This is a genomic window from Stenotrophomonas sp. ATs4, assembly GCF_051861585.1.
Lineage (GTDB): Bacteria > Pseudomonadota > Gammaproteobacteria > Xanthomonadales > Xanthomonadaceae > Stenotrophomonas > Stenotrophomonas maltophilia_AS.
The window spans coordinates 17,285-41,504 of sequence record NZ_JBLYPK010000018.1; the positions used below are offsets into that span (position 1 = coordinate 17,285).

21 protein-coding genes are annotated in these 24,220 nt (G+C 61.3%); 14 read left to right on the forward strand and 7 right to left on the reverse strand.

Annotated features, from left to right (window positions below; translation table 11 throughout):
* Window positions 1–10: 10 nt before the first annotated feature.
* Together ABR323_RS21445 and ABR323_RS21450 are read left to right on the forward strand one after the other, a co-directional pair.
* Entirely contained in the window at window positions 11–436 is a 426-nt protein-coding gene (locus ABR323_RS21445) for an energy transducer TonB family protein (RefSeq protein WP_439450762.1), read from the forward strand.
* Window positions 437–890: 454 nt separating this feature from the next.
* Window positions 891–1,259, forward strand: coding sequence for a hypothetical protein (locus ABR323_RS21450; RefSeq protein WP_171956374.1), 369 nt, complete (start codon window positions 891–893; stop codon window positions 1,257–1,259).
* Between the two features lie 566 nt (window positions 1,260–1,825).
* On the opposite strand, the gene ABR323_RS21455 is transcribed toward ABR323_RS21450, so the two are convergent.
* Entirely contained in the window at window positions 1,826–2,950 is a 1,125-nt protein-coding gene (locus ABR323_RS21455; protein ID WP_439450763.1) for a protein NO VEIN domain-containing protein, read from the reverse strand.
* Window positions 2,951–3,279: 329 nt separating this feature from the next.
* Between ABR323_RS21455 and ABR323_RS21460 the strand changes: the two genes are divergently transcribed.
* The 3 genes from ABR323_RS21460 (at window position 3,280) to ABR323_RS21470 (ending at window position 7,726) form a co-directional block, all read left to right on the forward strand.
* Window positions 3,280–4,779 carry a DNA cytosine methyltransferase gene (locus ABR323_RS21460; RefSeq protein ID WP_439450764.1) on the forward strand — a complete coding sequence of 500 codons (1,500 nt, stop codon included), beginning with the start codon at window positions 3,280–3,282 and terminating at the stop codon, window positions 4,777–4,779.
* A gap of 101 nt (window positions 4,780–4,880) precedes the next feature.
* Window positions 4,881–5,336: a very short patch repair endonuclease gene (locus ABR323_RS21465; RefSeq protein ID WP_439450779.1), complete on the forward strand. Its 456-nt coding sequence runs from the start codon at window positions 4,881–4,883 to the stop codon at window positions 5,334–5,336.
* Window positions 5,337–5,983: 647 nt separating this feature from the next.
* On the forward strand, window positions 5,984–7,726 hold the full coding sequence (locus tag ABR323_RS21470) for a DUF262 domain-containing protein (protein WP_439450765.1): 1,743 nt from the start codon (window positions 5,984–5,986) through the stop codon (window positions 7,724–7,726).
* A gap of 347 nt (window positions 7,727–8,073) precedes the next feature.
* On the opposite strand, the gene ABR323_RS21475 is transcribed toward ABR323_RS21470, so the two are convergent.
* The 3 genes from ABR323_RS21475 to aceE form a co-directional block, all read right to left on the reverse strand.
* Window positions 8,074–9,411 (reverse strand): hypothetical protein, encoded by a 1,338-nt coding sequence (locus ABR323_RS21475; protein WP_439450766.1) that lies wholly within the window; start codon window positions 9,409–9,411, stop codon window positions 8,074–8,076.
* The gene (locus tag ABR323_RS21480) at window positions 9,408–11,579 is read right to left on the reverse strand and encodes an ATP-binding protein (RefSeq protein ID WP_439450767.1); all 2,172 of its coding nucleotides are present in this window, start codon (window positions 11,577–11,579) and stop codon (window positions 9,408–9,410) included. The genes ABR323_RS21475 and ABR323_RS21480 overlap by 4 nt, the downstream gene beginning before the upstream one ends.
* A gap of 392 nt (window positions 11,580–11,971) precedes the next feature.
* Window positions 11,972–14,659, reverse strand: coding sequence for a pyruvate dehydrogenase (acetyl-transferring), homodimeric type (gene aceE / locus ABR323_RS21485; protein WP_439450768.1), 2,688 nt, complete (start codon window positions 14,657–14,659; stop codon window positions 11,972–11,974).
* 568 nt (window positions 14,660–15,227) lie between these two features.
* On the opposite strand from aceE, the gene ABR323_RS21490 reads away from it, so the two are divergent.
* Complete coding sequence (locus ABR323_RS21490; protein WP_439450769.1) at window positions 15,228–15,788, forward strand: PadR family transcriptional regulator; 561 nt, start codon at window positions 15,228–15,230, stop codon at window positions 15,786–15,788.
* 59 nt (window positions 15,789–15,847) lie between these two features.
* On the forward strand, window positions 15,848–16,645 hold the full coding sequence (locus tag ABR323_RS21495) for a siderophore-interacting protein (protein ID WP_439450770.1): 798 nt from the start codon (window positions 15,848–15,850) through the stop codon (window positions 16,643–16,645).
* A 195-nt stretch (window positions 16,646–16,840) separates the two neighbouring features.
* On the opposite strand, the gene ABR323_RS21500 is transcribed toward ABR323_RS21495, so the two are convergent.
* Window positions 16,841–17,674 (reverse strand): hypothetical protein, encoded by an 834-nt coding sequence (locus ABR323_RS21500; protein WP_439450771.1) that lies wholly within the window; start codon window positions 17,672–17,674, stop codon window positions 16,841–16,843.
* Between the two features lie 254 nt (window positions 17,675–17,928).
* Between ABR323_RS21500 and ABR323_RS21505 the strand changes: the two genes are divergently transcribed.
* Window positions 17,929–18,330, forward strand: coding sequence for a hypothetical protein (locus tag ABR323_RS21505; RefSeq protein WP_439450772.1), 402 nt, complete (start codon window positions 17,929–17,931; stop codon window positions 18,328–18,330).
* A gap of 157 nt (window positions 18,331–18,487) precedes the next feature.
* Here ABR323_RS21505 and ABR323_RS21510 read toward each other — a convergent pair whose 3' ends face one another.
* Window positions 18,488–19,195, reverse strand: coding sequence for a YceI family protein (locus tag ABR323_RS21510; RefSeq protein WP_135272102.1), 708 nt, complete (start codon window positions 19,193–19,195; stop codon window positions 18,488–18,490).
* A 75-nt stretch (window positions 19,196–19,270) separates the two neighbouring features.
* Window positions 19,271–19,861 (reverse strand): malonic semialdehyde reductase, encoded by a 591-nt coding sequence (locus ABR323_RS21515; protein WP_439450773.1) that lies wholly within the window; start codon window positions 19,859–19,861, stop codon window positions 19,271–19,273.
* A gap of 121 nt (window positions 19,862–19,982) precedes the next feature.
* On the opposite strand from ABR323_RS21515, the gene ABR323_RS21520 reads away from it, so the two are divergent.
* The 6 genes from ABR323_RS21520 (at window position 19,983) to ABR323_RS21545 (ending at window position 23,928) form a co-directional block, all read left to right on the forward strand.
* A complete protein-coding gene (locus ABR323_RS21520) occupies window positions 19,983–20,948 on the forward strand; it encodes a mitochondrial fission ELM1 family protein (protein WP_439450774.1) in 966 nt (321 codons plus the stop codon).
* 148 nt (window positions 20,949–21,096) lie between these two features.
* Window positions 21,097–21,324, forward strand: coding sequence for a hypothetical protein (locus ABR323_RS21525; protein ID WP_439450775.1), 228 nt, complete (start codon window positions 21,097–21,099; stop codon window positions 21,322–21,324).
* Window positions 21,325–21,372: 48 nt separating this feature from the next.
* Entirely contained in the window at window positions 21,373–22,224 is an 852-nt protein-coding gene (locus tag ABR323_RS21530) for a DUF2145 domain-containing protein (RefSeq protein ID WP_439450776.1), read from the forward strand.
* 19 nt (window positions 22,225–22,243) lie between these two features.
* Window positions 22,244–22,747 carry a hypothetical protein gene (locus ABR323_RS21535; RefSeq protein WP_135272095.1) on the forward strand — a complete coding sequence of 168 codons (504 nt, stop codon included), beginning with the start codon at window positions 22,244–22,246 and terminating at the stop codon, window positions 22,745–22,747.
* A gap of 32 nt (window positions 22,748–22,779) precedes the next feature.
* Complete coding sequence (locus ABR323_RS21540) at window positions 22,780–23,292, forward strand: hypothetical protein (RefSeq protein WP_439450777.1); 513 nt, start codon at window positions 22,780–22,782, stop codon at window positions 23,290–23,292.
* A 75-nt stretch (window positions 23,293–23,367) separates the two neighbouring features.
* Window positions 23,368–23,928, forward strand: a complete 561-nt coding sequence (locus ABR323_RS21545; protein WP_135272093.1) for a queuosine precursor transporter — start codon at window positions 23,368–23,370, stop codon at window positions 23,926–23,928.
* Window positions 23,929–24,220 lie beyond the last annotated feature (292 nt).

The window sequence follows — 24,220 nt, forward strand, 5'->3', positions numbered from 1 at the left end:
GAAGCCACGTATGCCCCGTTTGAACACTGCCCTGGCACTGAACCTCGTTCTGACGCTGCTGGGCGCTACACCTGCCATGGCCATGACGGCAGACCTGCAGGTTTCCACTGAAGTGTTCGTGGAGCGCGGTGACAATCCCACCTTCGAGCTGCAGCAGGCGCCTGCCATTGAGTATTCAACGGCCCTCGTCACGCCGCCCGATACCTTCCTGCAGGCTCCCATGCAGGTGGTGCTGGTTGCTCAACTGGATGAGCTGGGCCACGTTTCCAACGTGATGGTGGCGCGGTCCAGCGGACTGCGGGAGATGGATCGTGCGGCCCTTACCGCTGTGCGCAAGTGGCGCTTTGATCCGGTCGTGGTTGAGGGCGTCGCGCTGCATGCGCGGGTACGGGTCCGTCTGACCGTCGTGCCCACGGCCGAGGCGCCGCCCGGCTGAACTGTTGCTCCAATCTGTCGCAATTGGTCCTACGCCATGGCCCTGGCTGCGGGCATTCCTGCGCTTGGAGCCAATAGCGCCAAGCCCTTCAAGACCGTTGCGGCGCAATCGCTTGCTGGCTTAACACCGTGTGCGACAATGCCGAAAGCGTCAGGACTGGCAATCATCAGTCCTGTGGTTTCTTGGCATTTGGTTGCTGCACGGGTATCTCTTGGCGTGCCACCGGAAAAGGGTGGCGCGGGACTCGAAAACCCGTCTGAATACCCAGTGCTTTACGCTTGCCAGTCGGCGTCATCTTCGGATGGCGCCGGCTGGCAATCCGTTCGCGTTCCATGGCGGGCGGTGCGTGGGGGCCTTCGGGCCCGCCGGCTTGGGTATTCACCGGTTTTCGAGACACGCACCGTCCGCCGCCTTTATCGGTGGCGCTGCTATCTGTCCTGTACGGAGCATTGCCATGAATACATCGGACTTCCGTTCCCTGCACGCGCAGTACGATCCGGACAACGCCGAACCCGAGCGCGAACCGTCCGTCGATCCCAACGCCTTCGTCGCCACGCTGCGCCGCATCGGCACCGGTGCGGCTGCGGATGGCCAGCCTTGGCCGGAGCGTCATCAACTGCCTGGGCGTTGCCTTCAGCTGGCGGATGCGGATTGCGCACTGGCCGGGCTGCGCGTGGTGGCGGAGCTGATGCTAGCTGCGGAGCGGACTCGGCAGAACGGTGCGCCCGAGGAGTACCTGGGGGACCGGGTGATGGAAGGGTTGAAGATGGCGTGTGTGGCGTTGACCGCACAGGTGGCTGAGCGGTTGCATGTTCGGGAGTAGCGCGGGCGACTCACAGCATCGATCGCAGTGGGGAGCGCCACTGACGGTGCACCGAGGGCATCGGCGCTTCCCCGTTCGTCATCGATCCCTTTCAGTGATGTTGCAGAGATTCGCCATCGGGCTCGTTCCAGCGTGGATGCTCGCAATGCCTTTCACATCCCACGCGCCCACAATGACGCTTGAACTTCGAACTTACAAGAAGGTCTCCAGTACTAAGTTGGCAGATGTGGGCGACAGAGCGCTGCGTCTGGCTGCAACGGGCTCGGCGCTAGATTCACTTCATTCTGGAGATGAGTTCTTCGAGCTTATGAGCCGAGGCACCCCAGCTGTGCTGGTAGACAATTCCACGACACAGCTACTGATCGTCAGCATCTCCATTCGGATCGCGCTTGCGGAGAAGGGCGTACAGACAGGGGGTCGAGTGAACGATACCTTGGTAATCGCGGCAACGGGGACGAAAGAGGGCCGCAATTCGTTCGAAGAGCATGCCCTCTGGTGCCAGAGGAAGTCGCGTACCGCCCGGCTCATCAGGTCACTGGGAAGTAGCACCGATGTAGTTCAGAGACTTACTTGTCGTCGTCCAGCTCCGAGTTTCGCGGATAGTGGATGTCTGAGGTGAACTGAAGAATTCGCGGGTCGATGGAGACCGAATCTACCGAGATGCCAGGCGGAAGATCTTCTAGCGCTTCCAGTACAGAGGCCAAGACGGGCCCGACATCGTATGCAGCCCGCATCTCCGCCCCTTCCTCTGACAGTCGATAAAGACGATATATGTCGTAGCACACACCACCTCGTACTGCTTCAATGATCTCCGCGCGCGACATATGCAGTGCGGTTTCAAATTCGCCAGTGGTCGACTTGGCATCAATCCGGCGTTCGACGCCATGCGGAGACGTTCTGAGTCGGAAGTCATATGGTGCGATCGCATTGCTGCTTGATGTCCACTCAACGTCAGAGCACTCTCCCTCTCGCTGCAGGTCCAACAGCCAGTCGTTGAGGTACAGTTCGCCGGAGATTCCCGTTGACTGTGCGCGGCCTCGGATCTCGAGAAATTCCTCTGGAGTGAGTCCACGCCTGTTATGACGGGCGTAGAGCTTAAGGGTGGCAGCCGCGCTGCCAAGCCCGATCTCTTCAAGCAGTGCGCCCTCTGCCCAGTCAGACAGCGCGTGTCGGCCAGCAACTCCACTCCGCTCCAATACATCATGAATGAAGTGCTCATCTATGACACGCATCGAGCCGGTCACAAAGATCTGACTGAGGGCTTGATGAAGCTGTGCGTCCTGTGGATCGGCTGCCGAAACCAGCAGCATATGGATAGCCTCTGGCACTTGATCGCCGCGGAACTCAAAGAAGGCAAAGTCGTCAGCTGCGAGGTAGTTGTACCTCTGTGGATCATCGATCGGACCATCGATGAACTCGCCGTTGAGCCTCCAGTTCTTCTGCTGCTTAAGGATCTTGCGGACCAACGTGTGAGGCGCGCAGGCCCCAGGGCCAGAGATCTTGAGCTCGAGGTTGTACCGAGGGTTGGGCACCGCCCCCGGCTTGGCCAGCTCAGGGAACAGGCTGTCCACCAAGACGCTTCTGTCCAGGTTGATCGCCTTCTGATTGCCGGCGGGTCGATTGGTGAAATGCCAGCGGAAAACAGTCAAATCTGAAGCGGTGAGACGCTTGAGGGCTAGCTTGCGGGCCATATGTCGACCGTGTTTATTCAGATGAATACAAGTATGCCGTCTCCAGAGCTGCTTATGTGGTGCATTTATACGCAGATTACTCCACAATGCTGCCACCATCCCAAAGCTGGCCTTGTCATGGCTCGAAGCCCCATCTCACCAGACCGCAGGTCTGTGCGGACGTCGGTGATGCTGCCCGAAAACGTCCACACCCAGGTTCAGGCCTTAGCAGACAGCCACCACGTTTCGTCCGCCTGGGTCATTCGCATGGCGGTCCAACGCTTCCTCGACGACTGCAACAACCAAGCCGAGTCACCACTTCGCCTGCCAAACGGGCAAGGGACCAATTGATGAACACTGATGTCATTCTTCGTAAGCTAGAGCGCATCGCCGCGGGCGGTAAGCCTCGCGTGCTTGATCTGTTCGCTGGCTGCGGGGGCATTTCTCTGGGCTTTGAGTCAGCCGGCTTCGAGCTTCGCGCCGCGGTTGAGTTCGACCCCGATGCTGCTAGATCGCATGGCTTGAACTTCCATGGTGGTGCAGAGGCTCACAGCAAGCCAATTGATATCACCAAGACCACACCAGCCGAGCTTTGCATGCAGCTTGGCCTTGGGAGCGTCGCTGACGCGTTTGACATCGTCGTCGGGGGTCCGCCATGCCAAGCGTTCGCTCGCGTCGGCCGCTCCAAGCTGCGCGAGATCGAAGAGCATCCTGAGGCCTTCATTCATGATCCGCGAGCTCAACTCTATAAGAAGTACCTTGAGTACGTAGATGCGTTCCAGCCCATCGCGGTTCTGATGGAGAATGTGCCCGACATGCTGAACCATGGTGGGCAGAACATCGCTGAAGAAACCTGTGAGGTGCTCGAGTCGAAGGGCTATACCTGCGGGTACACACTTCTCAATGCGGCGTTCTATGGCGTTCCGCAAATGCGTGAGCGTATGTTTCTGATGGCATACAGGCGCGAACTCAATGCGACCGTGTCTTTCCCCAAGCCGACGCACTATCTTGTCTTGCCGCCAGGCTATGAGGGTTCGCGCTCTGTCGCACTGAAGACGTTGCGCAATCTCTTTGACGGGGCTCATTCATACATTGCTCCTCCGGCGGCCTCACCTGACCTTCCACCTGCCGTCACCGCGGCAGACGCCCTGGCAGATATGCCAAGTATCAATGCACGCGAGCTTCTTGCGCAGGGAAAGATTGTGCGTGGCGCGCGTCGCTTTGATACTCCGATCCCCTATGGCAAGAGGAAGCCCACTGTTTACGGTGCACTGATGCGCTCGTGGGAGGGGCGTGAAGCCCCCAAGCAAGGCATCTCCGACCACGTGATTCGGTACCTACCGAGAGACTACGAGCTGTTTGCAAGAATGAATCCTGGGGATCAGTATCCTGAGGCTTACGCACACGCTCTTGAGATGTTCCAGGAGAAGCTGGACGCCGCCCGCGCCCGGGGCGAGAAGCTGGGAGAGAAGTCGGCGGGCTACAAGGCTCTTTGGGATTCTGTTGTTCCGCCATATGACGCTACCAAGTTCCCGAACAAGTGGCGCAAGATGTGGGCGGATCAACCCGCGCGCACATTGATGGCGCACCTGGGGAAGGACAGCTATAGCCATATTCACTACGATAGCAGTCAGGCCCGCACGATATCGGTTCGTGAGGCGGCTCGGCTTCAGTCCTTCCCAGATGGCTTCAAGTTCAGCGGCACTATGAATCCTGCGTTCAAGCAGATCGGTAACGCTGTCCCTCCCCTGCTAGCAAAAGCAATTGCATCTGAGATGATTGGAACTCTCATGAGTTCTGTCTCCGCAAACTTCGGAACGACCGCTCCGACTGAGCGGGTCGGCACTTAGAAGATTCCAGTCACGATGACCGTTCAGTTGCAACCTTGGTGTCTCGTACCGAGTTCTGCTGGACGGTCATTTTCATTTCCCTGCACGCAGAGGTGGCGGTGATGACCGATCGCAGCGATCGGGCACAACGTAGTTGGAACATGAGTCGGGTTCGCAAAGGCGACACCGAGGCCGAGATGTTGCTGAGAAGAGCCCTCCATTCACTTGGATTCAGATATGCACTGCACAAGAAAGATCTTCCAGGCTCGCCGGACATTGCACTGACAAAGTACCGAACTGCCATCTTCGTTCATGGCTGCTTCTGGCATGGTCATAATTGCCACCGCGCAAAGATTCCCTCGACGAGAACAGATTTCTGGACTAAGAAGATTGCGGGCAACCGGGCGCGAGACGAACGGGTCGAAAGGACGCTCACAGTGCTGGGCTGGCGAGTCATCATTGTATGGGAATGCGCCCTCCGAGGCAGTAGGAGGATTGGAGCTCAAGCAGCAGCCATCCGATGTGCGTCGTTTCTACGTAATACCAAGGACACGAAGATCGAGATTTCAACACACTAAGCCCTGCAGTGACCAACAGCCTGCCGCCCTGGTCCATTTGGTTGATGTGTAGTCATAGGCCGCGTCTGGGATATTAGTCCTCAGCATCAGTCAAGGCGTCATCATTTGTGGGACATCCTGCAGATGTACACACCCTTCCCTCGGGGTTCGAATCACTCGAACCATAGTGTTTTTCTCTGAGCAGTGGTCAACGGTTGTTAGGCGATCGCGTTAGTGATGCTCTGCCCCCTCCGGTAGTGCCGGCCGCTGACCGGCTTCCTGAGCGACAATGGCGGCACATGTTGAGGAGCCATCCATCCAGTTAACATTCGGCGACGCCGAGAGCCTGGGAAGACGCATGCAGGCCCGTCGTGAGATCTTCCTGGCCTAGATGGAGCAGGTGGTACCGAGGTAGGCGTTGCTTGCCTAAATCGAACCCCATTGCTTGCGCTCAGGCCAGGCGGGCCGGCCGCCAAGTGTGTCGCTGAAAGCCAGGGTGAATCCCTTGTTCTATGTTGCCCCGTAGCGGCATGATCGAACGGGCGGCGACCCTAAGGACCCTTTTGACCACAGTTGCATTAGCGCTTAAGAGACCAGATATCGATCCATTGCAGTCCTAGGAAAGCAAGACCCACTCAAGCAATCTTCCGCATGGAGAATGGCCCCTGATGTCAACCGCACAGCGCCTCACCAATAGCTCAGATGAAACCGAGCTCTCCAACTTGCTCTCCGGAGACTTAGTTTTCAGCATTCCTTACTTTCAGCGCGCCTATAAATGGAAGCCTGAAAGGCTCCGGCAGCTCGAGAAGGACCTCCTCAGCATTATCGATGCTGAAGACACGCATTTTCTGGGTGCGATCATTATGTACGCGCGCCGCGGCAACCCTGCAGATCCGAGCGTATACGAAGTTATCGATGGTCAGCAGCGGACTACCACCGTCTTCCTTTACATCTGCGCAATTGTAAAGACACTCTGCGACAACGGCCTCTATGACGATGCAGCCGGCCTTTTCCTTAAGTACCTAGTCATCGGCATCGGGCGGGAAGGTCGTTTGGCATCCAATTCCAAGCTCCATTCGTGCAAGGAAGACCGCGCCCAGCTCAACAGAGTATTCGAACACATCCTCTCGGATACCAAGTTTGCGGAGAAGCTTGGCTCGTTCAGATACAAGCCACTGTCTGCGACAGGGCATAACAACGGACGCTTGTGGAACAACTATCGAACAGCGCATCGATTTCTTAAGGACCAAGTTGAACTTGAGGGAGAGGAGCGCCTACATGGGATCTATCGCGCTCTGTTGGGAGCCGTGAGCGTTGTGCAGATTGTGGTCCGGAATCCAACCGATGGCCCCAAGATATTTGACAGTCTTAATTCGCGGCAGGAGCCGATTACCACTGGCGACTTGGTTCGCAACGAGATCTTTTCGAAAGTTGCAAGTGAAGCACCAGACCGAATCGAAGAAATTGATCAAAACGACTGGCAGCCCTTCTACAGCAAGTTCTTACGCGATGAGAAGAGCCTCTTCGATTCCTACTTCTTCCCATACGGCCTAATCCACGATCCCAATGTGAAAAAGTCTGAGGTTTTTGACAAGCTTCGCCTCAGATGGAAAGACCTTTCTGATCCAAGATCAATCATTAACGACCTCGCGAAGTACCAAGATGCATTCCTCGATGTGGTGAATGGCACGAATCAGCAAGGCCTCCCTCCAGATATAGCCAAGGCCCTGCTCCGCCTCAGCGAATGCGATGCACCAAGCTCGACTTATCCATTCCTGATGCAGCTCACCAATGCCGTGCGAGAAGGCTCCATAGCTCCGACTGTAGCCGTTGAAGTTGCCGCAAAGGTTGAATCGTTTCTTATCCGTCGAGCTGTTTGTGGACACGAGCCCACTGGACTCCACGCCGTCTTTAAGCGACTGTGGCAGGATTGCGATGGCAGCCCAACAGAAGATTCGGTGGAGGCATGTATTCGCAAGCACAAGACCGTTGTTTGGCCCGACGACAATGATGTGCGACAAGCAATAGCGGAGAGACCACTCTATGGTGCATCGGTAACGGGGTTCGTCCTTCTGGAATGGAATCGTCACCTTGGCGGTGACCAGCCCCAGGGAACAATGTGGATTGAGCATGTATTGCCGGACAAGCTGTCGGAGACATGGAAGGAACACTTCTCGACGCAACAGCATGAAGCTTTGAAGGGCCTTCTAGCAAACCTACTTCCACTATCTAGAGAAATGAACCAATCACTAAGCAATGGCCCATATGAGAAAAAGAAAAACGTCTACCAGGACGATTCAGGGTTCAAGGCTGCGCGAAGTTTTGCACGGGATTACGCAAGTTGGACCCCAACTCTGATTTCCGAGCGCTCCCAAATTCTCGCTGACTGGGCAGTCAAAAGGTGGGCGTGATACGAACATAGTCGCCGGCCAGTGATTTCGAACCTACTGCAACGGATCACGAGCGGCGCCGTCAGTTCGCTCTGATTTGCGCGCGCGACTTACTGCGTCGCGCAACGGGTCTGGCGAGTTCTGAGATTTCCGCGCATTCTAATCGAGATGATCTGGAGAGGGCACGTAGGTGCCCCCCCCCCTGTGCTGATCGACCAATGCGGCAAGATTCACAGAGCTCGCAGCACGGGGGTCCAAGAGCGTCTAATGACGCACTGCTGCCTGCTCAGGTCATTCGGCATGACTCAGGCAGGACCCGGCGCTGTGCAAATCGAGAACTAAGATCATGTTTCCGGATCAGCGGCCCCTCAACATGTAATCTGAACAATCCCCGGACGTGCCACGTAGTTGCTTGCAGAACTAATAAGTTGCATAAGCAGCTGCTCGCGCAACCGGCTAGTAACCTGCCACTGACTAGCCTCCGCAGGTAGGTGAGTCTGTGGAAACCTGATATGCGCATGAATCCGGTAAGGGCCTTGTGCTGGATCCAGAACAAACACAGGGGAGACCCATATCGCATCAGTGGCTTTGGCGTCCTGACGCGCAGCATTCTCGGGAATCTCGAACCCCAGCAAGTAGGTAATAGGGCCAGCATTGCTTTGTGCATAGTCACACGCAGCCCCAACTCGAACGAGAATCGGACGACAATCTGCAATCGACGCGCTTCTCATCTTGAACTGCTGGCACAGCATATCCTTAATGCTGATTCCAGTAATACGAAGGAAGGTCGGATCGTCCCGCTCGAATGGCCAAGCTACCACGGCCCCCCAATCTGTGGCTGTCAGTCTCTCTGTGCCAGGTATGGCGAGGTGAAGCATCCTGTTGATGCTACCAGCCTCGAAGGAATCGGCCTTCGGCATCCTCGCGTCGTGCTTGGTTACAGCCGCGCTCCATATAGCGGCTTCGGCATCTGCGACGTCCTGGTTTTGGACACGGTCAGAAAGTATTGGAGCAAGGGCCGTCGTGATAGCCGCTCGCGGATCTGCCGCGACATGATTCGTCCCGACCGCCTCAGTCACCATGCGACTGAGAAGCGAATCCAGCGCGTCAGAGTAATGCGCGTTCGTCCGTGAACCGACTGGCACCAGCTCCAACAACGATGCCAACGTCGCACCGGCAGCCCTGAGTACGTCAGCTTCCCATTGAAGAATAACGGCAAGCTGTGGATTTCCAAGTATGGATTCCTGGATAGCGCCAAGAAGCTCCGCCGGATCGCGAACTACACCTTCGTCCAAATTCACCAAGTACCTGTCCTTGGCGAGGCTAAGTACAGCAAGCGGACGCGCGTACGGACGGGCCAGATCAATGTTCCTCTCCAAGTATTCGACCAACTGATCCTTCAGATCGGGATGCTGAGTCCACATGACCAGAATAAAAGGGCCGCCACGAGAGTCGATGCAGTCTTCCAGGATCTGCTGAATTCTACTGAAGTCACCCTTGTGGTCGGTCTTGAGGTTGCCACCCGTTAGATGAAGATCCATAAATAGGCATCTGACACCGCGAAAATGACTGGCATTTAGGTCATTTTCAAGATCGTACTGTACACCTATGCAAGGCGCCCCCAGTTTCTGCAGGGAAGAAACGATTGCTTCGAGGTGCTCTTTCTTATCATCTACTGCAATGAAGCGCGGCGCTACGATCATCATGAGGAGGTCCCTTCCTTCGGAAACATAAGGGCAATAACAGCCCCAGTAAACTCGTCGGGCAACCCAACTTCCGCCGCATCTGGGAAAGCGAGATGTCCACCATTTAGCTCCATCACCATGTTCGCGTAATAGAGTCCGACACCCATACCATCCGGGCGTCGACTAAAGAACGGCTTTATCAGCCGCTCTGGATCATCTTGGAAGCCCGGGCCAGTGTCGGCAACGATGATAGCTGGGCAACCAGTGAGATCTGGCTCGATGCCAATGTAAATTTTTCGGTCATTCTGAGAGCCTTCTGGCCATCTGACCTGAAGCCAGTGAAACGCATTGTCAAGGAGGTTGTTAAGCGCGCCGAGTAGCAATCCGAACGAGAACCTTCTTTCTATTCCAGGCGAGTCATCCTCGAGAATTGGACAGACAAGACTGACGCCGTGATTTCTGAATCTGACACGATTAAGATCTCTCGCTCGTTTGATCAAATGCTTGAGACTATGATCTCGGCGGTCGCCCTTGCGCAGAAGCTCGCTAAACCCGTCGAGCACCCGAACTAGCTCTCGGGCCTGAACCTGAACGTTCTGAAGATTGCGTCCGTCCTCGATTGCGTCATACAGAAGCCGGACGCCTTGCTCGATCTCGTGAAACACGATCGCGAGCCCCATGCCAGAAATTCCTGCCTGAAGCATGGTATCGCGCATTTCATTGTAATTCTTCTCCGCCTTATTGATCAGGGGATCTAGCTCTGCGGAGAGTTTGTGCTTCTTGGCCGCATCGCGAAGCGCCTGAAGCGGCATCGTTATGTTAGCGACCTCCCGATCCTTGCCTTTTCCGGTGATGGCACGAATGTTATCTTTGTCTATCTTTCGTTCAATTTCGAGTATGGCGAGCGCGCCAATAACTATACGCCTCAGATTTGCGTAGGCAGCATTCTCAACAAAACCCTCTCTATTCGTCTTCTCCACGAGACTGGTGCTTTTCTCGAGAGATAGATCTATCGCACCAACGATGATATTTCGGCTGATGTTTCGAGTCGGGGTATTTACACGGCGAAGATCCAGGCTCAACCAGTCATCCCCGGCCTCGCCATAGTTGTACACTCGGATGCTGTCCCGATACACCCTAACGCCACCATTTTCGTCAAGGAAGCTCTGAATTAGCTGACTATCTCCAAGCAGCTGTAGAACTTCCCGATCTCGGTCAAAAACGTAGAACTCTCCAGTAACTGGCCCTACGCCATCGGTCATGGATTCATCGGCTACTAGCTTTCTCGCAGTTTTAGATGTAGCACCTTGATTGGTCCCAAGATCATCAACATCGCGATCAGCTACGATCTGGAGATTTCCTGCGTTATCACTTACTGCACGCTTCTCTAGTTTGATACCTGCGATACCGCGGAATTCGTAATCCCAGTCAATCTTTCCGTTCTCGAAGGAGAACACGAAACGCCACGGCGCCCTTTCTAGAAGCACACCAATATCGGGAACTCCAGAGACCCACTCCGGATGTTCAGGAACCTTAAGCTCGGTATTAAACTGGTCGGAGCGAGCATTGAATGGTGAAGAAATGGAGGTAATCTGCCTCAGCAGACGCCTTACCTCTCCTCGAGTCCAATTTGCTTCTCGAAGTTCGCCAATCGTTAGGCGTGTCCCCTTCTTATCTCCAGTGAAGACTAAGGGCTCCCGAGTCTCTACTGTAACCTCAGCCTCCGAAAGAAACTCCTTTGCTATGAGTGCAGCCCAATCAATTTGAATAACGCACTCTTGCTCACCCGAAGCACGAGTGACCAGCTCGATTGCGTCTCCGAGCTTGTGCACCGCAAAGCGGCCTAGCCCCTTTTCACCCAAGGGCAAACGATTCAACTTAGTGCGCTTCAGCTTTGATCGCTGCAACCCCCGATGATCGTGTGCAGGTACAAGCCAAATGTCCTTAACTGTGGCGAGAGTCATCCCATCGCCATCGTCTTGCACCGTGATGCTGGCTTGAGTGGTGCCAAGCGAGCTCAGCGTTACCGTGACATGTTCGGCATCTGCATCATAGGCATTCTTTACAAGCTCGAAGACTGCGAGCCTTGGGCTACCGATCAGCTGGTCTCCAAGAAGCTGCAGCAAACGAGCCCTCGGCCGAAAGGGCAAAGTCTCTGAAACTGGGTCATTCTTATCTGAAGTTTGCATTTACAGCTCCTTGTCCGGGCCGAGCATCATTTTCTGCACTAAGCCGAATCTCGCTTGAGTCTGCAACCGGCGGCACCAGTTCACCGGTTCGCCAGGGAATGTTAGCAAACCGGTTGGTTAGATTGGCTTGGCAGGCAGCTGAGTTCAATCCGACGGCAGCCAGGGTTTCTAGCACAAGCTTCTGAATTCACCGCGCCAGCCCTAGCTGGGCGGTGCCCACCCACCTTCCGGGCACTCTGATCTCGTTTGCGACCTGGGGCTAAAAACGCAATGAGGCGGCTCAGTGAGCCGCCTCATTTCGCAGGTCCAGAGATTAGTCAGTGACTACAAGCCTCGAAGTACTGCTTGTTCGCGACCCAATCAGCCCTGCCCTTCCTGTTTGAGATTATCAATCAAACCCCAACAGGATTAGCCTTCTCCGGATCAATCTTGTACTGCTTGATCGCCCGGGCCACATCCTTACCCGTCATCTTCCCGTCCTTCGCCAGCGCCGCAATCGCGGCATGTGCGATGTAGTAGCGGTCCACTTCAAAGAACCGGCGCAGGTTCGCACGCGTATCCGAGCGGCCGAAACCATCCGTACCCAGCACCGTGTACGACATCGGCACGAACGCACGGATCTGGTCCGCATACGCACGTACATAGTCGGTGGCGGCAATCGTCGGGCCCTGGCGGCCTTCCAGCAGCTCGGTCACGTAGGCCTTGCGCTGCTCACCTTCCGGATGCAGGCGGTTGGCACGCTCCACGTCGAAACCATCGCGACGCAGTTCGTTGAAGCTCGGGCAGCTCCAGATATCGGCGGTCACGCCGAAGTCCTTGTCCAGCAGCTCGGCCGCGGCAATGGCTTCGCGCAGGATGGTGCCCGAACCCAGCAGCTGCACGCGCAGCTCGCCCTTCTTCGGCTTGCCGGCGTCGGTCAGCAGGTACATGCCCTTGACGATGCCTTCGGCCGCGCCTTCCGGCATTTCCGGGTGGGTGTAGTTCTCGTTCATCAGGGTGACGTAGTAATACTCGTCAATCTGATCTTCCATCATCGCCTTGGTGCCGTGCTGCAGGATCACCGTCACTTCGAAGCCGAAGGTCGGGTCGTAGCTGCGCACGTTCGGAATGCCACCAGCCACCAGATGGCTGAAGCCATCTTCGTGCTGCAGGCCTTCACCGTTCAGCGTGGTGCGGCCGGCGGTGCCACCCAGCAGGAAGCCGCGGGTACGCATGTCGGCGGCCTGCCAGGCGATGTCGCCTACGCGCTGGAAGCCGAACATCGAGTAGTAGATGTAGAACGGCAGCATCGGCACGTTGCTGACCGAGTAGCTGGTACCGGCCGCCATCCATGAGCTGATCGCACCCGGCTCGCTGATGCCCTGCTGCAGCACCTGGCCGCTCTGGTCTTCGCGGTAGAACATCAGCTGGTCGGCGTCCACCGGCTTGTACTTCTGGCCGAACGGCGCGTAGATGCCGATCTGGCGGAACAGGCCTTCCATACCGAAGGTACGGGCTTCGTCGGCCACGATTGGCACGATGTGCGGGCCCAGTTCCTTGTCACGCAGGGTGATGTTCAGGCTCTGCACGAAGGCCATGGTGGTGGAGTAGCTGCGCTCGCCGCTGCTCTTCAGCAGGCGCTCGTAGCTTTCCAGCTTCGGCGCCACGAAGGTCTTGTCGGCCTTGCGGCGGCGCTGCGGCAGGTAACCGCCCAGCGAAGCACGGCGCTCCTGCAGGTACTGCACTTCCGGCGAATCCGGGCCCGGGTGGTAGAACGGCACCTGGCCGTCGGCCAGCTGCGCGTCGGTCACCGGAATGTTGAAGCGGTCGCGGAAGTGGCGCACCGCTTCGTCGTCCAGCTTCTTGGTCTGGTGGGTCGGGTTCAGTGCCTCACCGGCGCTGCCCATGCCGTAACCCTTCACGGTCTTGGCCAGGATGACGGTCGGCATGCCCTTGGTGTTCACGGCCTGGTGGTAGGCGGCGTACACCTTGTGCGGGTCGTGGCCACCACGGTTCAGGCGCCAGATGTCGTCGTCGCTCAGGCCGGCGACCATCGCAGCGGTTTCCGGGTACTTGCCGAAGAAATGCTCGCGGGTATACGCGCCGCCGAAGGCCTTGCAGTTCTGGTATTCGCCGTCGACGGTTTCCATCATCAGCTTCTTCAGGACGCCGTCGCTGTCCTTGGCCAGCAGGGCATCCCAGTAACCGCCCCACAGCAGCTTGATCACGTTCCAGCCGCCGCCACGGAACACGCCTTCCAGTTCCTGGATGATCTTGCCGTTGCCGCGCACCGGGCCGTCCAGGCGCTGCAGGTTGCAGTTCACCACGAAGATCAGGTTGTCCAGGCCTTCACGGCCGGCCAGGGCGATGGCGCCCAGGGTTTCCGGCTCGTCGCTCTCGCCGTCGCCGATGAAGCACCACACCTTGCGGTCGGACTTCTCGATCAGGCCACGGTTTTCCAGGTAGCGCATGAACTGCGCCTGGTAGATGGCGGCCAGCGGGCCCAGGCCCATCGACACGGTCGGGGTCTGCCAGTATTCCGGCATCAGCCACGGGTGCGGGTACGAGGACAGGCCACCGCCGTCCACTTCCATGCGGAACTTGTCCAGCTGCTCTTCGTTGATGCGGCCTTCCAGGAAGGAACGCGCGTAGATGCCCGGGGCGCTGTGGCCCTGGATGAACAGCAGGTCGCCCGGGTGGCTCTCGCTCGGGGCGCGCCAGAAGTGGTTGAAGCCCACGTCGTACAGGGTGGCGCCGGAGGCGAACGAGGCGATGTGGCCGCCCAGGTCACCCGGCTTGCGGTTGGCGCGGACCACGGTGGCCATCGCGTTCCAGCGGATGATCGAACGGATGCGCCATTCCAGCTCGGCATTGCCCGGGCTCTTGGCCTCGAGCTGCGGCTCGATGGTGTTGACGTACTCGGTGGTGGGAGAGAACGGCAGGTAGGCGCCCGAACGACGGGTCAGTTCCACCATGCCTTCCAGCAGCTGATGCGCGCGCTCGGAGCCCTCGACATCAATAACGGCCTTCAACGACTCGATCCACTCCTGGGTTTCCACAGGATTCGGGTCGTTGTTCAGCACCTCGTTCAACCAGTTCATTAGCGCTCCCATAACCGCACGCACGCGCGCGACTGTTGTATAGATTTCTAGACCGCAAAGTGTAGCGCACCAAGGGCTTTCGTCACTTGGCTACGCAGGCGTATGGATGCAACCGGCCAGTGTCCGCAAGGGGCTTGCCGGACCCGCTGAAGGCCCTGCGGCGGGCCTTGGTGGCTGCGCGGGCTGTCGCTTGCGGGCCGCTGCGCCCATGTGCAGGACGCAGTGTTACCGCTGCCGATGACGGTTGTAGGGCAACACCACAGCCTGCGGTATCGGCAGCGCGGGCTGGCGCTGAACCGGCGACAACGTGTCGCACCTGCCTCTGGATCGACCCCCGCCCTGCCCTCAGGGTAGGCCTCGAGTGTTGGCCTCGCCCGCTTCGGTCCGCCGTCTGGCCCTGCCTCATTCCCTTCCACAGTGTTGCCCGGGGCGCCTCGCAAGGGGCGCCCCTTTTGCTGTGCGCGGGGCCGGCCGTGGCCCAAAACTGACCCGCTTGTGGCCGGATCGATGATTGTCGTCTTCGATATATCGATATATCGTTTGCACACTCGTTTACCGATATATCGAAATGAGCCGTACCGCTTCTCCCAGAACCCGTTCCACCGACCCGTCCGTGCCGCGCCGCAACGGCCAGCCACGGGTGCTCAGCCGCGGCGACCTGCGCCTGCTGGTGCTGGCCCTGATCGGCGAGCAACCCCGTCATGGCTACGAGCTGATGCAGCTGATCAGCAACCAGTTCATGCAGGCCTACACGCCCAGCGCCGGCACCATGTACCCGCTGCTGGCCAGCTTCGAGCAGGCCGGCTGGATCGAGGCCGAGGAAGTGGACGGCAAGCGGATCTTCCGCATTACCGCTGCCGGCGAGTTCGAGCTGAAGGTGCAGCGCACCCAGGTACGCCTGGCGCAGCGGCGTGCCTTCGACCGTGCCCGCGAGATCACCAAGGCCTCGCTGCCGCCGCCGCTGGCCACTGCCCTGCGCGAGTTCAAGCGGGCGCTGGTGCACCACCACGGCCGCTGGGCCGAGGGCGAAGCGGAAGAAGTGGCGGCGCTGCTGACGCGGGCGTCTGCGCTGCTCAACGGTACGGCCGGTAGCGAGAGCCCACCCATTTCAACGACCCAGCCAGACTGAATCCAGCCAGGTCTCCCCTACGCCGCGCAGCACTGCGCGACACCTTTACAGGTAACCCCATGACCGAACACAACAACACGCGCCTGCGCCTGGATGTGCGCATCCGTGAACTGACCGTGCTGCGCACCGAAGACGTCACCCCGCACATGCGCCGCATCGTGCTGGGTGGCGCCGAGCTGGCCGGTTTCGATTCGCCCGGCGCCGACGACCACATCAAGCTGTTCTTCCCCAACAGCAGCGGCGAGATGGTGCTGCCGACCATGACCGCCGAGGGCCCGCGCTACCCGGAAGGCAAGGAGCATTCGCCGGCCCGCGACTACACCCCGCGCTGGTGGGACCACGAAACCGGCGAGCTGGCCATCGACTTCGTGCTGCACGACCAGGGCATTGCCGGGCCGTGGGCCGAGCAGGCCAAGGCTGGCGACGTGCTGGTGATCGGCGGCCCGCGCGGCTCGTTCGTGGTGGCAGACAGCTTTGATGCCTATGTGCTGATCGGCGATGAAACCGCGCTGCCCGCCATCGCCCGCTGGCTGGACGTGCTGCCGGACGGTGCCGAGGTGCAGGCCTTCATTGAAGTGAGCGATGAAGCCGAACGCCAGGACCTGCCGCAGTACGAGAACGTGCGCATCCACTGGCTGGAACGCAACGGCTTCCCAGCGGCCAGCAGCACGCTGCTGGAAGACATGCTGACCGACTTCGAGGCACCGGAAGGTGATGTCTTCTACTGGATCGCCACCGAATCGCGCCGCGCGCGGATGATGCGCAAGTTCATCGAAGGCCACTTGGGCGTGCCGCGCGACTGGATCCGCTCGACCGGCTACTGGAAGGCCCACCCGGACGAAACCGACGGCGATTGACCCAAAGGCGGTGGGTGCGGACCGTTGGTCCGCACGCCCTTGACTGTGTAGAGCCGAGCCCACGCTCGGCTGCTTTTCGATCCACCCTCGCGCTACGCGCGATGAGTCGAGCATGGCTCGACCCTACAGGGGGCCATCGGCCACGTCGTCCGCACGCTCCTCCCGATGGGTAGTGCCGGCCGCTGGCCGGCAACCTCATGAACCTTCGGCAGGAACCTGCAGCTGCCGGCCAGCGGCCGGCACTACCGCGCTGGATGCCACCCGCCGCGTCCACCCGAACCGCTGCGCGGCCCAGATCTCCAGCGCCACCAGCAGCGCGATGATCAGCAGCGGCAGCAGCAACCCGAAGTACACGCCGGGCATCATGCCGTTGATCTGCGCCTTCACCAGCCGTAGCACGCCGCGGGTGTGCAGCAGCTCGTCCACATGCATGGTCAGCGCCTCGCGTACCACCTTGGGTTCCAGGCCCACCGTGCCGGCCTTGTCCACCAGCGTGTCTTCCACCATGCCGCGCAGCAGGCCTTCGCGCACCTTGCCGATCACCCAGCCGGTGCCGCGCGCCAACGGGCCGTTGCCAAGACGATCAAGGCCGGGCAACGGATGTTCGCTGAGGTAGGCCGAGGCAATGGTGTCGGCGACATCGCCCACGGTGCCCTGGCTGCGCAATGCCTCACGCATGCGCGGGTCGTCCAGCGAGTCGGTGAAGCCTTCGCTCCAGCCTTCCACCAGGGTCTGCAGGTGCGGCTGGAAATGATCGAGCTGCTTGAACAGCGCGCGGTGCGCACCGGCGGTGAAGCCCAGCTGCAGGCCGAAGAAAGCCGTCGCCAGCGGCAGCAACACCAGGTAGCTGGCCAGCAGCCAGTGATGCCAGCGCTTGCGCCGCTGCAACCAACCACGGCGGTGCAGCCAGCGCCAGGCAAGAATGCCCAGCACCAGGCCAAGCAACGTGCCGATCACGCTGCCGCCCACCAGGTCGAGCACGCTCAGGCCCGACCAGAATTCGTTCAACCAGTACTGCGCGTCCTGCATGGGTCTTCCTTCCGTGGGTGATACAGCGGGCCATTGTAGAGGCCAGCCCATGCTCGGCTGCTCATGGGAATGTGCGGACCAACGGTCCGCACCCACCGGAGGCAGAGAGCCGCCGAGCGTGGGCACGGACCGCCATCTACTGGTGGGTGCGGACCGTTGGTCCGCACACTTCCATGCAATTGCCGGCCAGCGGCCGGCACTACCGAGCCGGCAATGCGACAATCGCGCTCCTTTCCTGCAGCAACGAGGCCCACATGGCCAAACTGACCCTGGCCAGCGTGGACGCGCTGCGTACCCGCTTTGCCGATGACGCCGCCTGCGATACGGCACTGGCCGCGTTCACCGACCCGGCCGCGCTGCGTGCGCCGCTGCGCGAGCTGGTGGAGGCACAACACCGTTACCTGCAGGCCGAATTCGAGGTGGCGCAGGTGGCCGACATGCTGCGCCGCGACCAGAAGTACGCGCCGGTGGGCCGGCCTTCGATCAACATCGTGCAGCTGCGCAAGCAGCAGGCCGCCACCAAGCAGGCGGCACTGATCGCACGCCAGGTGGTGGCGCAGGCCGCGCAGACCTTCGCGCGCATGAGCGGGTTGGCGGTGAAGGCCAAGCAGAGCCCGAGCGAGGCGTGCGTGGCATGGTTGGGCGCGTTGCGCTGAGCGCGCGTACCCGGTAGTGGCCAACCTTGGTTGGCCCGCAGAGTGCCCGTGTGCCAACCAAGGTTGGCACCTACCAACGCGTGTTCCCCGGAACCCAAAAAGAAGGCCCGCTTTTCAGCGGGCCTTCTGCCTTCTCACGACGAGTGAGCGGGGTGCATCAAGCCGCCGGCTTTTCGCCGGTGGCTTCGGTGGTGATGCGGATCTTCACTTCATCGCTGACGTTCGGGGCATACGCGCCGACGCCGAAATCGCTGCGCTTCAGGGTGGTGGTGGCATCGAAGCCGGCGGCCGGAACCTTGGCCATCGGGTGCTCGCCGCCGCCGTTCACGGTGACGTCCAGGGTGACCGGCTTGGTGATGCCCTTGATGGTCAGGTCGCCGGTGACGGTCAGCTTGTTGGTGCCGGCCGCTTCCACCTTGGTGCTCTTGAAGGTGGCATCGGCGAACTTGGCGGCGTCGAAGAAGTCGGCGCTCTTCAGGTGCTCGTCGAACTTGGCGGTGAAGCTGTTCAGGCCGCTCAGCGGCAGCTTCACTTCCACGGTGGACTTGGTCACGTCTTCGGCGTTGTACACCAGGGTGCCTTCGGCGTTGCCGAAGTGCGCGCTCGGGTTGGAGAAGCCGAAGTGGCTCCACTGGGCCAGCACGTCGGTGTGGGTCGGGTCCAGCTTGTAGGTGCCCGAGGCGATCTTGATCGCTTCAGCGGCCGGTGCGGCAGCCGCGGCGTCGGCGGCCGGGGTGGCAGCCTGCTCGGTGGTGGCCGGGGCGGCGGCATCGGCAGCCGGGGCAGCGGTGTCGGCCGGCTTGGAGCAGGCGGCGATGGCCAGGGTCAGGGCCAGCGGCAGCAGCAGTTTACGGGTGGCGCTCATCTCAGGAACTCTCCGGATCGTAGGGTGGGGACAACAAGGGCCGCCAAAGTGACGGCCCGAAACCGATACAGCGACTTACGCGATGCGCGCCGCTTCGTCGAACGACAGGCGCGGCAGACGCGGGAACAGGCCCGCCGAGTCACCGTAACCCAGGTTGACCAGGAAATTCGACTTGATGGACGTGCCGGCGAAGAAGGCTTCATCCACCTTGGCCGCATCGAAGCCGGACATCGGGCCGGCATCCAGGCCCAGCGCGCGTGCGGCCAGGATCAGGTAGGCGCCCTGCAGGCTGCCGTTGCGGATGGCGGCTTCGTGGCGGCCTTCCTGCGGGCCGTCGAACCAGGCCTTGGCATCGGTGTGCGGGAACAGGTACGGCAGCTTCTCGTGGAAGTCCAGGTCGAAGCCGATGATGGCGGTGACCGGGGCAGCCATGGTCTTGTCGTGGTTGCCTTCGGACAGGGCCGGGGCCAGCTTGGCCTTGGCTTCCTTCGAGGTGACGAAGACGAAACGGGCCGGCGTGGTGTTGGCGGCGGTCGGGCCCCACTTCACCAGGTCGTACAGTTCCTGCAGCAGGCTGGCCGGGACCGGCTTGTCGAGGAACCCATTCTGGGTGCGGGCAGTACGGAACAACTGGTCGAGGGCAGCAGCGTCGAGCGCGTGGGACATCGGTGGATCTCCAGGGCGGCTAAGGGAAGGTCAGTGCCCGCGGGCGGCGCGGGGCGAATCGACGAGCCGCAGTGTAGAGTGTCGCGACTGTTGCAACACCCAGCAGGGCTGAAACGAATTAATGCCACAGGTGAAACGATCGAGCGCGCCCTGGACGGTCACAGACGGCCGTGCGGGCAATGTCCGCCAGGCGGTCGCGCTGGCCTCTGCGCTGCGCCAGGGCACCCATCGGCCGCTGGTCCTGCAGCCGCGCGCACCCTGGCGCTGGCTGTCGCCGCGGCGGCTGCCCGGTGATGTGAACGGCTACGGCGAGGCCTTCGCGACGCTGGCGGCAAAGGCCCCTGCGCTGGCGATCGGCTGTGGCCGACAGGCCGCCGGCGCACTGCGCGTGCTGCGCGCACGTGGCAGCCAGGTGGTGCAGATCCTCGACCCGCGCATCAACGCCCGCCACTGGGACATGGTGGTAGTGCCCGAACACGATGCCCTGCGTGGCAGCAACGTGCTGACCCTGCTCGGCAGCCTCAACCCGGTGGACGACGACTGGCTGGCCTGGGGCCGCGCCGCGTTCGCGGGCTTCAGCACCCTGCCCGGCCCGCGCACCGCGCTGCTGGTGGGCGGGCCGACGCCGCTGGCGCCCTGGGACGAGACCGCGATGGTGGGCGTGTTCCAGGCGCTGGCCGAGCAGATCCGCAGCGAGGGCGGCAGCCTGCTGGCCACCACCTCGCGACGCACGCCGCCGGCCTTGGCCGAGATCCTGCGCGCAACGTTCGCCGACCTGCCGCACGTGATCTGGGGCGACGGCGGTGACGGCACCAATCCTTATGGCGGCCTGCTCGGCTGGGCCAACCGCGTGGTGGTCTCGCCCGATTCGGTGAACCTGCTGTCTGAAGCCTGCGCCACGCGCATGCCGGTGATGGTGGCGCTGGCCGACACCGTGCAGGGCCGGCTGGCACGCTTCCAGCAGCAGCTGCGCGAGCGCGGGCGGTTGCAGGCGAACTGGCTGGACTGGCAGTACGACCGCATCGAACCACTGCGCGAGACCGCGCGGGTAGCGGCAGAAGTGAAACAGCGCCTGGCAGTGAGGTAGTGCCGGCCGCTGGCCGGCAACACTGCACGCGTTACCGAACGCCGTTGCCGGCCAGCGGCCGGCACTACCGGGTGCGCAGCATTTTCTGAACATTTCGATCCGACTGTGCGGTTAGAGTCCAGCTTCCCCCATCTCACTGAACGTCTTCATGCGTACCCTGCTCCTGCTGCCCCTGGCCCTGCTCGCTGCCTGCTCCACCACGCCCACCGAGCTGGATCCGATCTCGTATCAATGCCAGCAGCAGCTGGACGCGTACCGCGAACAGCCGGCGCTGCGTAATCCGCGTGGGGAACGCCCGCCGTTGCCGGTGGCGCCAATCAGCGATGCCTGCGACAAGGAACTCCAGCGCAAGGGCCTGGACCGCCCGCTGCGCTGACCGGCGTATGATCGGCGCGCGGGCCTGCCCGCCGTTGAAGGTACCGACATGGATCGTTTTTTCCGCCTGCCCCGCGCCGCGCTGCTGATCGCCAGCCTGCTGGCGACTGCACCGGCCTGGGCCAACAGCACCGAATGCCGCGAGCGCTACCCGAGCGTGGCCTCGCAGGCAGCGATGCTGGACGTGGCCTGGACCACCGCCGAGCGCTTGGACGCGCTACCTGATGTGGACGTGGTGGTGGCCGCGCGCGGTGGACAGGACCTGAGCCGCTATGGCCTGCGCCACAGCCACCTGGCCTTCCTGCTGCGCGAGGACGACGGCCGCTGGCGCGCGATGCACCTGCTCAACCGCTGCAAGACCGACAGCTCGCAGCTGTACCACGAAGGGCTGGGCAACTTCGTCGGCGAGAGCAGTGGCCATACCGACCTGCGCATCGGCGTGCCCTCGGCGGCGCTGCGTGCTGCGTTGAAGGCGATGCTGGTGTCGCCGTCGATCCAGCCCAAGGCACTGCACGAAACCAAGTACAACGTGGTCGCCTACCCGTTCGCCACCGACTACCAGAACTCCAACCAGTGGGTGCTGGAAGTGCTGGCCGCGGCGATGGCGCAGACCGAGGGCGCGCCGGCCATCGTCAAGCGCGAGCAGGCCCAGCAGTGGCTGCGCCAGCAGAAGTTCCAGCCCAGCGTGCTGCATATCGGCCTCGGCAAGCGCGTGGGTGCGCGCCTGTTCGTGGCCAACGCCACCACCACCGACCATCCGGCCGGCGAACGCATCTCCGGCAACTATTCGGTGGTGACGGTGGAGTCGGTGTTCGATTTCCTGCACCAGCGCAGCCAGCTGCAGCAGGAACTGGTGATCCCCCACGTGCCGGTGGCCGGTGCCGCCGCAGCCAGCCCCTGAATCCTGCAAGGAGAACGAGATGCGCGCCCTGCCTGTTTCCCTGATGTCGATGGTGATCGTTGCCGGCCTGCTCTGCTCCTCGGCCGCCCACGCCGAGCGCCGCATCGTGATCATCCATGACCCGGGCCCACAAGGGCCGAGCCTGGAGATGTCCCCGCAGATGGTGGACTCGGCCCGTGCGGCAGCGGCCAAGGAAGCCCAGGATGCAGCCGACGCCGGCCAACCACTGGCCCGCCAGCAGCAGATCAAGCTGCCGCAGATGCAGGTGAGTGCGATCGCCACCACCGTGGATGGCCGCCGCGAAGTGCTGCTGCGTGATGCCAACGACCCGCAGAACACCGCATCGATGCAGTACCCGCGCGGCATCGGCGATCCCGCCGTGCAGTTCACCGTGGGCCAGACCGTGAACTTCGAGCCCACTGGCAACGACCAGGGCTGGCAGCTGAAGGACAACCAGGGCCGCCCGCTGGAATACCTGCCCGAGGCCACCGGCCCGCGCGACATCTTCGATACCCGGCGCTGAGCCGCCGTCCCCACCCTGACCAGGAGGTCTCCATGTTCCGTTGCCTGCGCGTTCCCGCTTCTGCCCTGCTGCTCTCCGCGCTGCTGGTGCCCACCGTCCATGCCGGCGCCGCGCCGCAGTTGAACAGCAGCGAGGCCAGCGTGCTGATCACCTCGCTGATCGTGGTCTCGGTGCCCCTCGCTGCATCCGCGGGCCTGTCCGAACTGTCCAAGGCGCCGTTCAAGGCCAGCGAGCGCAACGGCCGGGCCACGCGCACCAAGGCAGTGCCGCTGCCGCCGATGGAAGTGAAAAAGGTGGAGACCACCGCGGCAGGCGAGCGCCAGGTGCAGCTGCAGGTACCCGACAAGGCCGATCAGACCGCCACCCTGCGCTGGCCTGCAAAGGTACACGAGGACCAGACGGCGGCCTTCGTGGTCGGCCAGCAGGTGCATTTCGACCCCACCGAAGCCGGTGCCGGCTGGACCGTGAAGAGCGCCCAGGGCCAGGCCCTGGCCTATGTGCCGACCGCCTATGCCGCCGGCGATGTGATGAGCGAAGCGCTGTAAAGCTGAACGACCGGTTTTGGCTTTGCCGCGGGCCGGGCGGATAATGGGCGATCCCCCTTGTCCCCCCGGCTCGCCATGTCCGTGCGTCCTGCCCCTGTGTTTGCCCCGCTGACCGCCCGCGCCCTGGTGCTGGCGGTGCTGGCCATGGGCGCGGTGGTGCTGCTGTCCAACGTACTGGTGCAGTACCCGATCAACGACTGGCTGACCTGGGGTGCCTTCAGCTATCCGGTCGCGTTCCTGGTCAGCAACCTGATCAACCGCCGCTTCGGCCCGGGCCCGGCGCGCCGCGTGGCGTGGATCGGTTTCCTGGTGGCGGTGCTGTTGTCGATCTGGGTGGCCACGCCGCGTATCGCTATCGCCTCGTGCTCGGCCTTCATCGTGGCCCAGCTGCTGGACATCACCGTGTTCGACCGCCTGCGCCGGGGCAGCTGGTGGCGTGCACCGATGGTGGCCACCACCTGCAGCGCGACGGTGGATACCACCATTTTCTGGTCGATCGCGTTTGCCGGTTCCACCCTGCCGTGGGTGAGCTGGGCCGCCGGCGACCTGGCGGTGAAGCTGGCGATCGGCGTATGCCTGCTGGCCCCGTTCCGCGCGTTGTTGTGGAAGATGGCGCCGCTGCGCACCACCGGCTGACCACCATCGCCCTGGTAGGTGCCAACCTTGGTTGGCACGCTGTTGCCGGGGTCATGAACGCTGATGGGTTGTGCCAACCAAGGTTGGCACCTACCAACAGCAGGTCATCGCCAAGCCATACCTCTGGTAGGTGCCAACCTTGGTTGGCACGCTGTGGCCAGGGTCATGAACGCTGACGGGTTGTGCCAACCAAGGTTGGCACCCACCAATAGCAGGTCATCGCCAGGCCATAGCTCTGGTAGGTGCCAACCTTGGTTGGCACGCTGTTGCCGGCGTCATGAACGCTGCCGGG

Excerpts from the sequence above, each read along its gene's own strand:
- ABR323_RS21445 (WP_439450762.1), top strand. The coding sequence starts at position 11 with ATGCCCCGTTTGAACACTGCCCTGGCACTGAACCTCGTTCTGACGCTG.
- ABR323_RS21450 (WP_171956374.1), top strand. The coding sequence starts at position 891 with ATGAATACATCGGACTTCCGTTCCCTGCACGCGCAGTACGATCCGGAC.
- ABR323_RS21455 (WP_439450763.1), bottom strand. The coding sequence starts at position 2,950 with ATGGCCCGCAAGCTAGCCCTCAAGCGTCTCACCGCTTCAGATTTGACT.
- ABR323_RS21460 (WP_439450764.1), top strand. The coding sequence starts at position 3,280 with ATGAACACTGATGTCATTCTTCGTAAGCTAGAGCGCATCGCCGCGGGC.
- ABR323_RS21465 (WP_439450779.1), top strand. The coding sequence starts at position 4,881 with ATGACCGATCGCAGCGATCGGGCACAACGTAGTTGGAACATGAGTCGG.
- ABR323_RS21470 (WP_439450765.1), top strand. The coding sequence starts at position 5,984 with ATGTCAACCGCACAGCGCCTCACCAATAGCTCAGATGAAACCGAGCTC.
- ABR323_RS21475 (WP_439450766.1), bottom strand. The coding sequence starts at position 9,411 with ATGATGATCGTAGCGCCGCGCTTCATTGCAGTAGATGATAAGAAAGAG.
- ABR323_RS21480 (WP_439450767.1), bottom strand. The coding sequence starts at position 11,579 with ATGCAAACTTCAGATAAGAATGACCCAGTTTCAGAGACTTTGCCCTTT.
- aceE (WP_439450768.1), bottom strand. The coding sequence starts at position 14,659 with ATGAACTGGTTGAACGAGGTGCTGAACAACGACCCGAATCCTGTGGAA.
- ABR323_RS21490 (WP_439450769.1), top strand. The coding sequence starts at position 15,228 with ATGAGCCGTACCGCTTCTCCCAGAACCCGTTCCACCGACCCGTCCGTG.
- ABR323_RS21495 (WP_439450770.1), top strand. The coding sequence starts at position 15,848 with ATGACCGAACACAACAACACGCGCCTGCGCCTGGATGTGCGCATCCGT.
- ABR323_RS21500 (WP_439450771.1), bottom strand. The coding sequence starts at position 17,674 with ATGCAGGACGCGCAGTACTGGTTGAACGAATTCTGGTCGGGCCTGAGC.
- ABR323_RS21505 (WP_439450772.1), top strand. The coding sequence starts at position 17,929 with ATGGCCAAACTGACCCTGGCCAGCGTGGACGCGCTGCGTACCCGCTTT.
- ABR323_RS21510 (WP_135272102.1), bottom strand. The coding sequence starts at position 19,195 with ATGAGCGCCACCCGTAAACTGCTGCTGCCGCTGGCCCTGACCCTGGCC.
- ABR323_RS21515 (WP_439450773.1), bottom strand. The coding sequence starts at position 19,861 with ATGTCCCACGCGCTCGACGCTGCTGCCCTCGACCAGTTGTTCCGTACT.
- ABR323_RS21520 (WP_439450774.1), top strand. The coding sequence starts at position 19,983 with ATGCCACAGGTGAAACGATCGAGCGCGCCCTGGACGGTCACAGACGGC.
- ABR323_RS21525 (WP_439450775.1), top strand. The coding sequence starts at position 21,097 with ATGCGTACCCTGCTCCTGCTGCCCCTGGCCCTGCTCGCTGCCTGCTCC.
- ABR323_RS21530 (WP_439450776.1), top strand. The coding sequence starts at position 21,373 with ATGGATCGTTTTTTCCGCCTGCCCCGCGCCGCGCTGCTGATCGCCAGC.
- ABR323_RS21535 (WP_135272095.1), top strand. The coding sequence starts at position 22,244 with ATGCGCGCCCTGCCTGTTTCCCTGATGTCGATGGTGATCGTTGCCGGC.
- ABR323_RS21540 (WP_439450777.1), top strand. The coding sequence starts at position 22,780 with ATGTTCCGTTGCCTGCGCGTTCCCGCTTCTGCCCTGCTGCTCTCCGCG.
- ABR323_RS21545 (WP_135272093.1), top strand. The coding sequence starts at position 23,368 with ATGTCCGTGCGTCCTGCCCCTGTGTTTGCCCCGCTGACCGCCCGCGCC.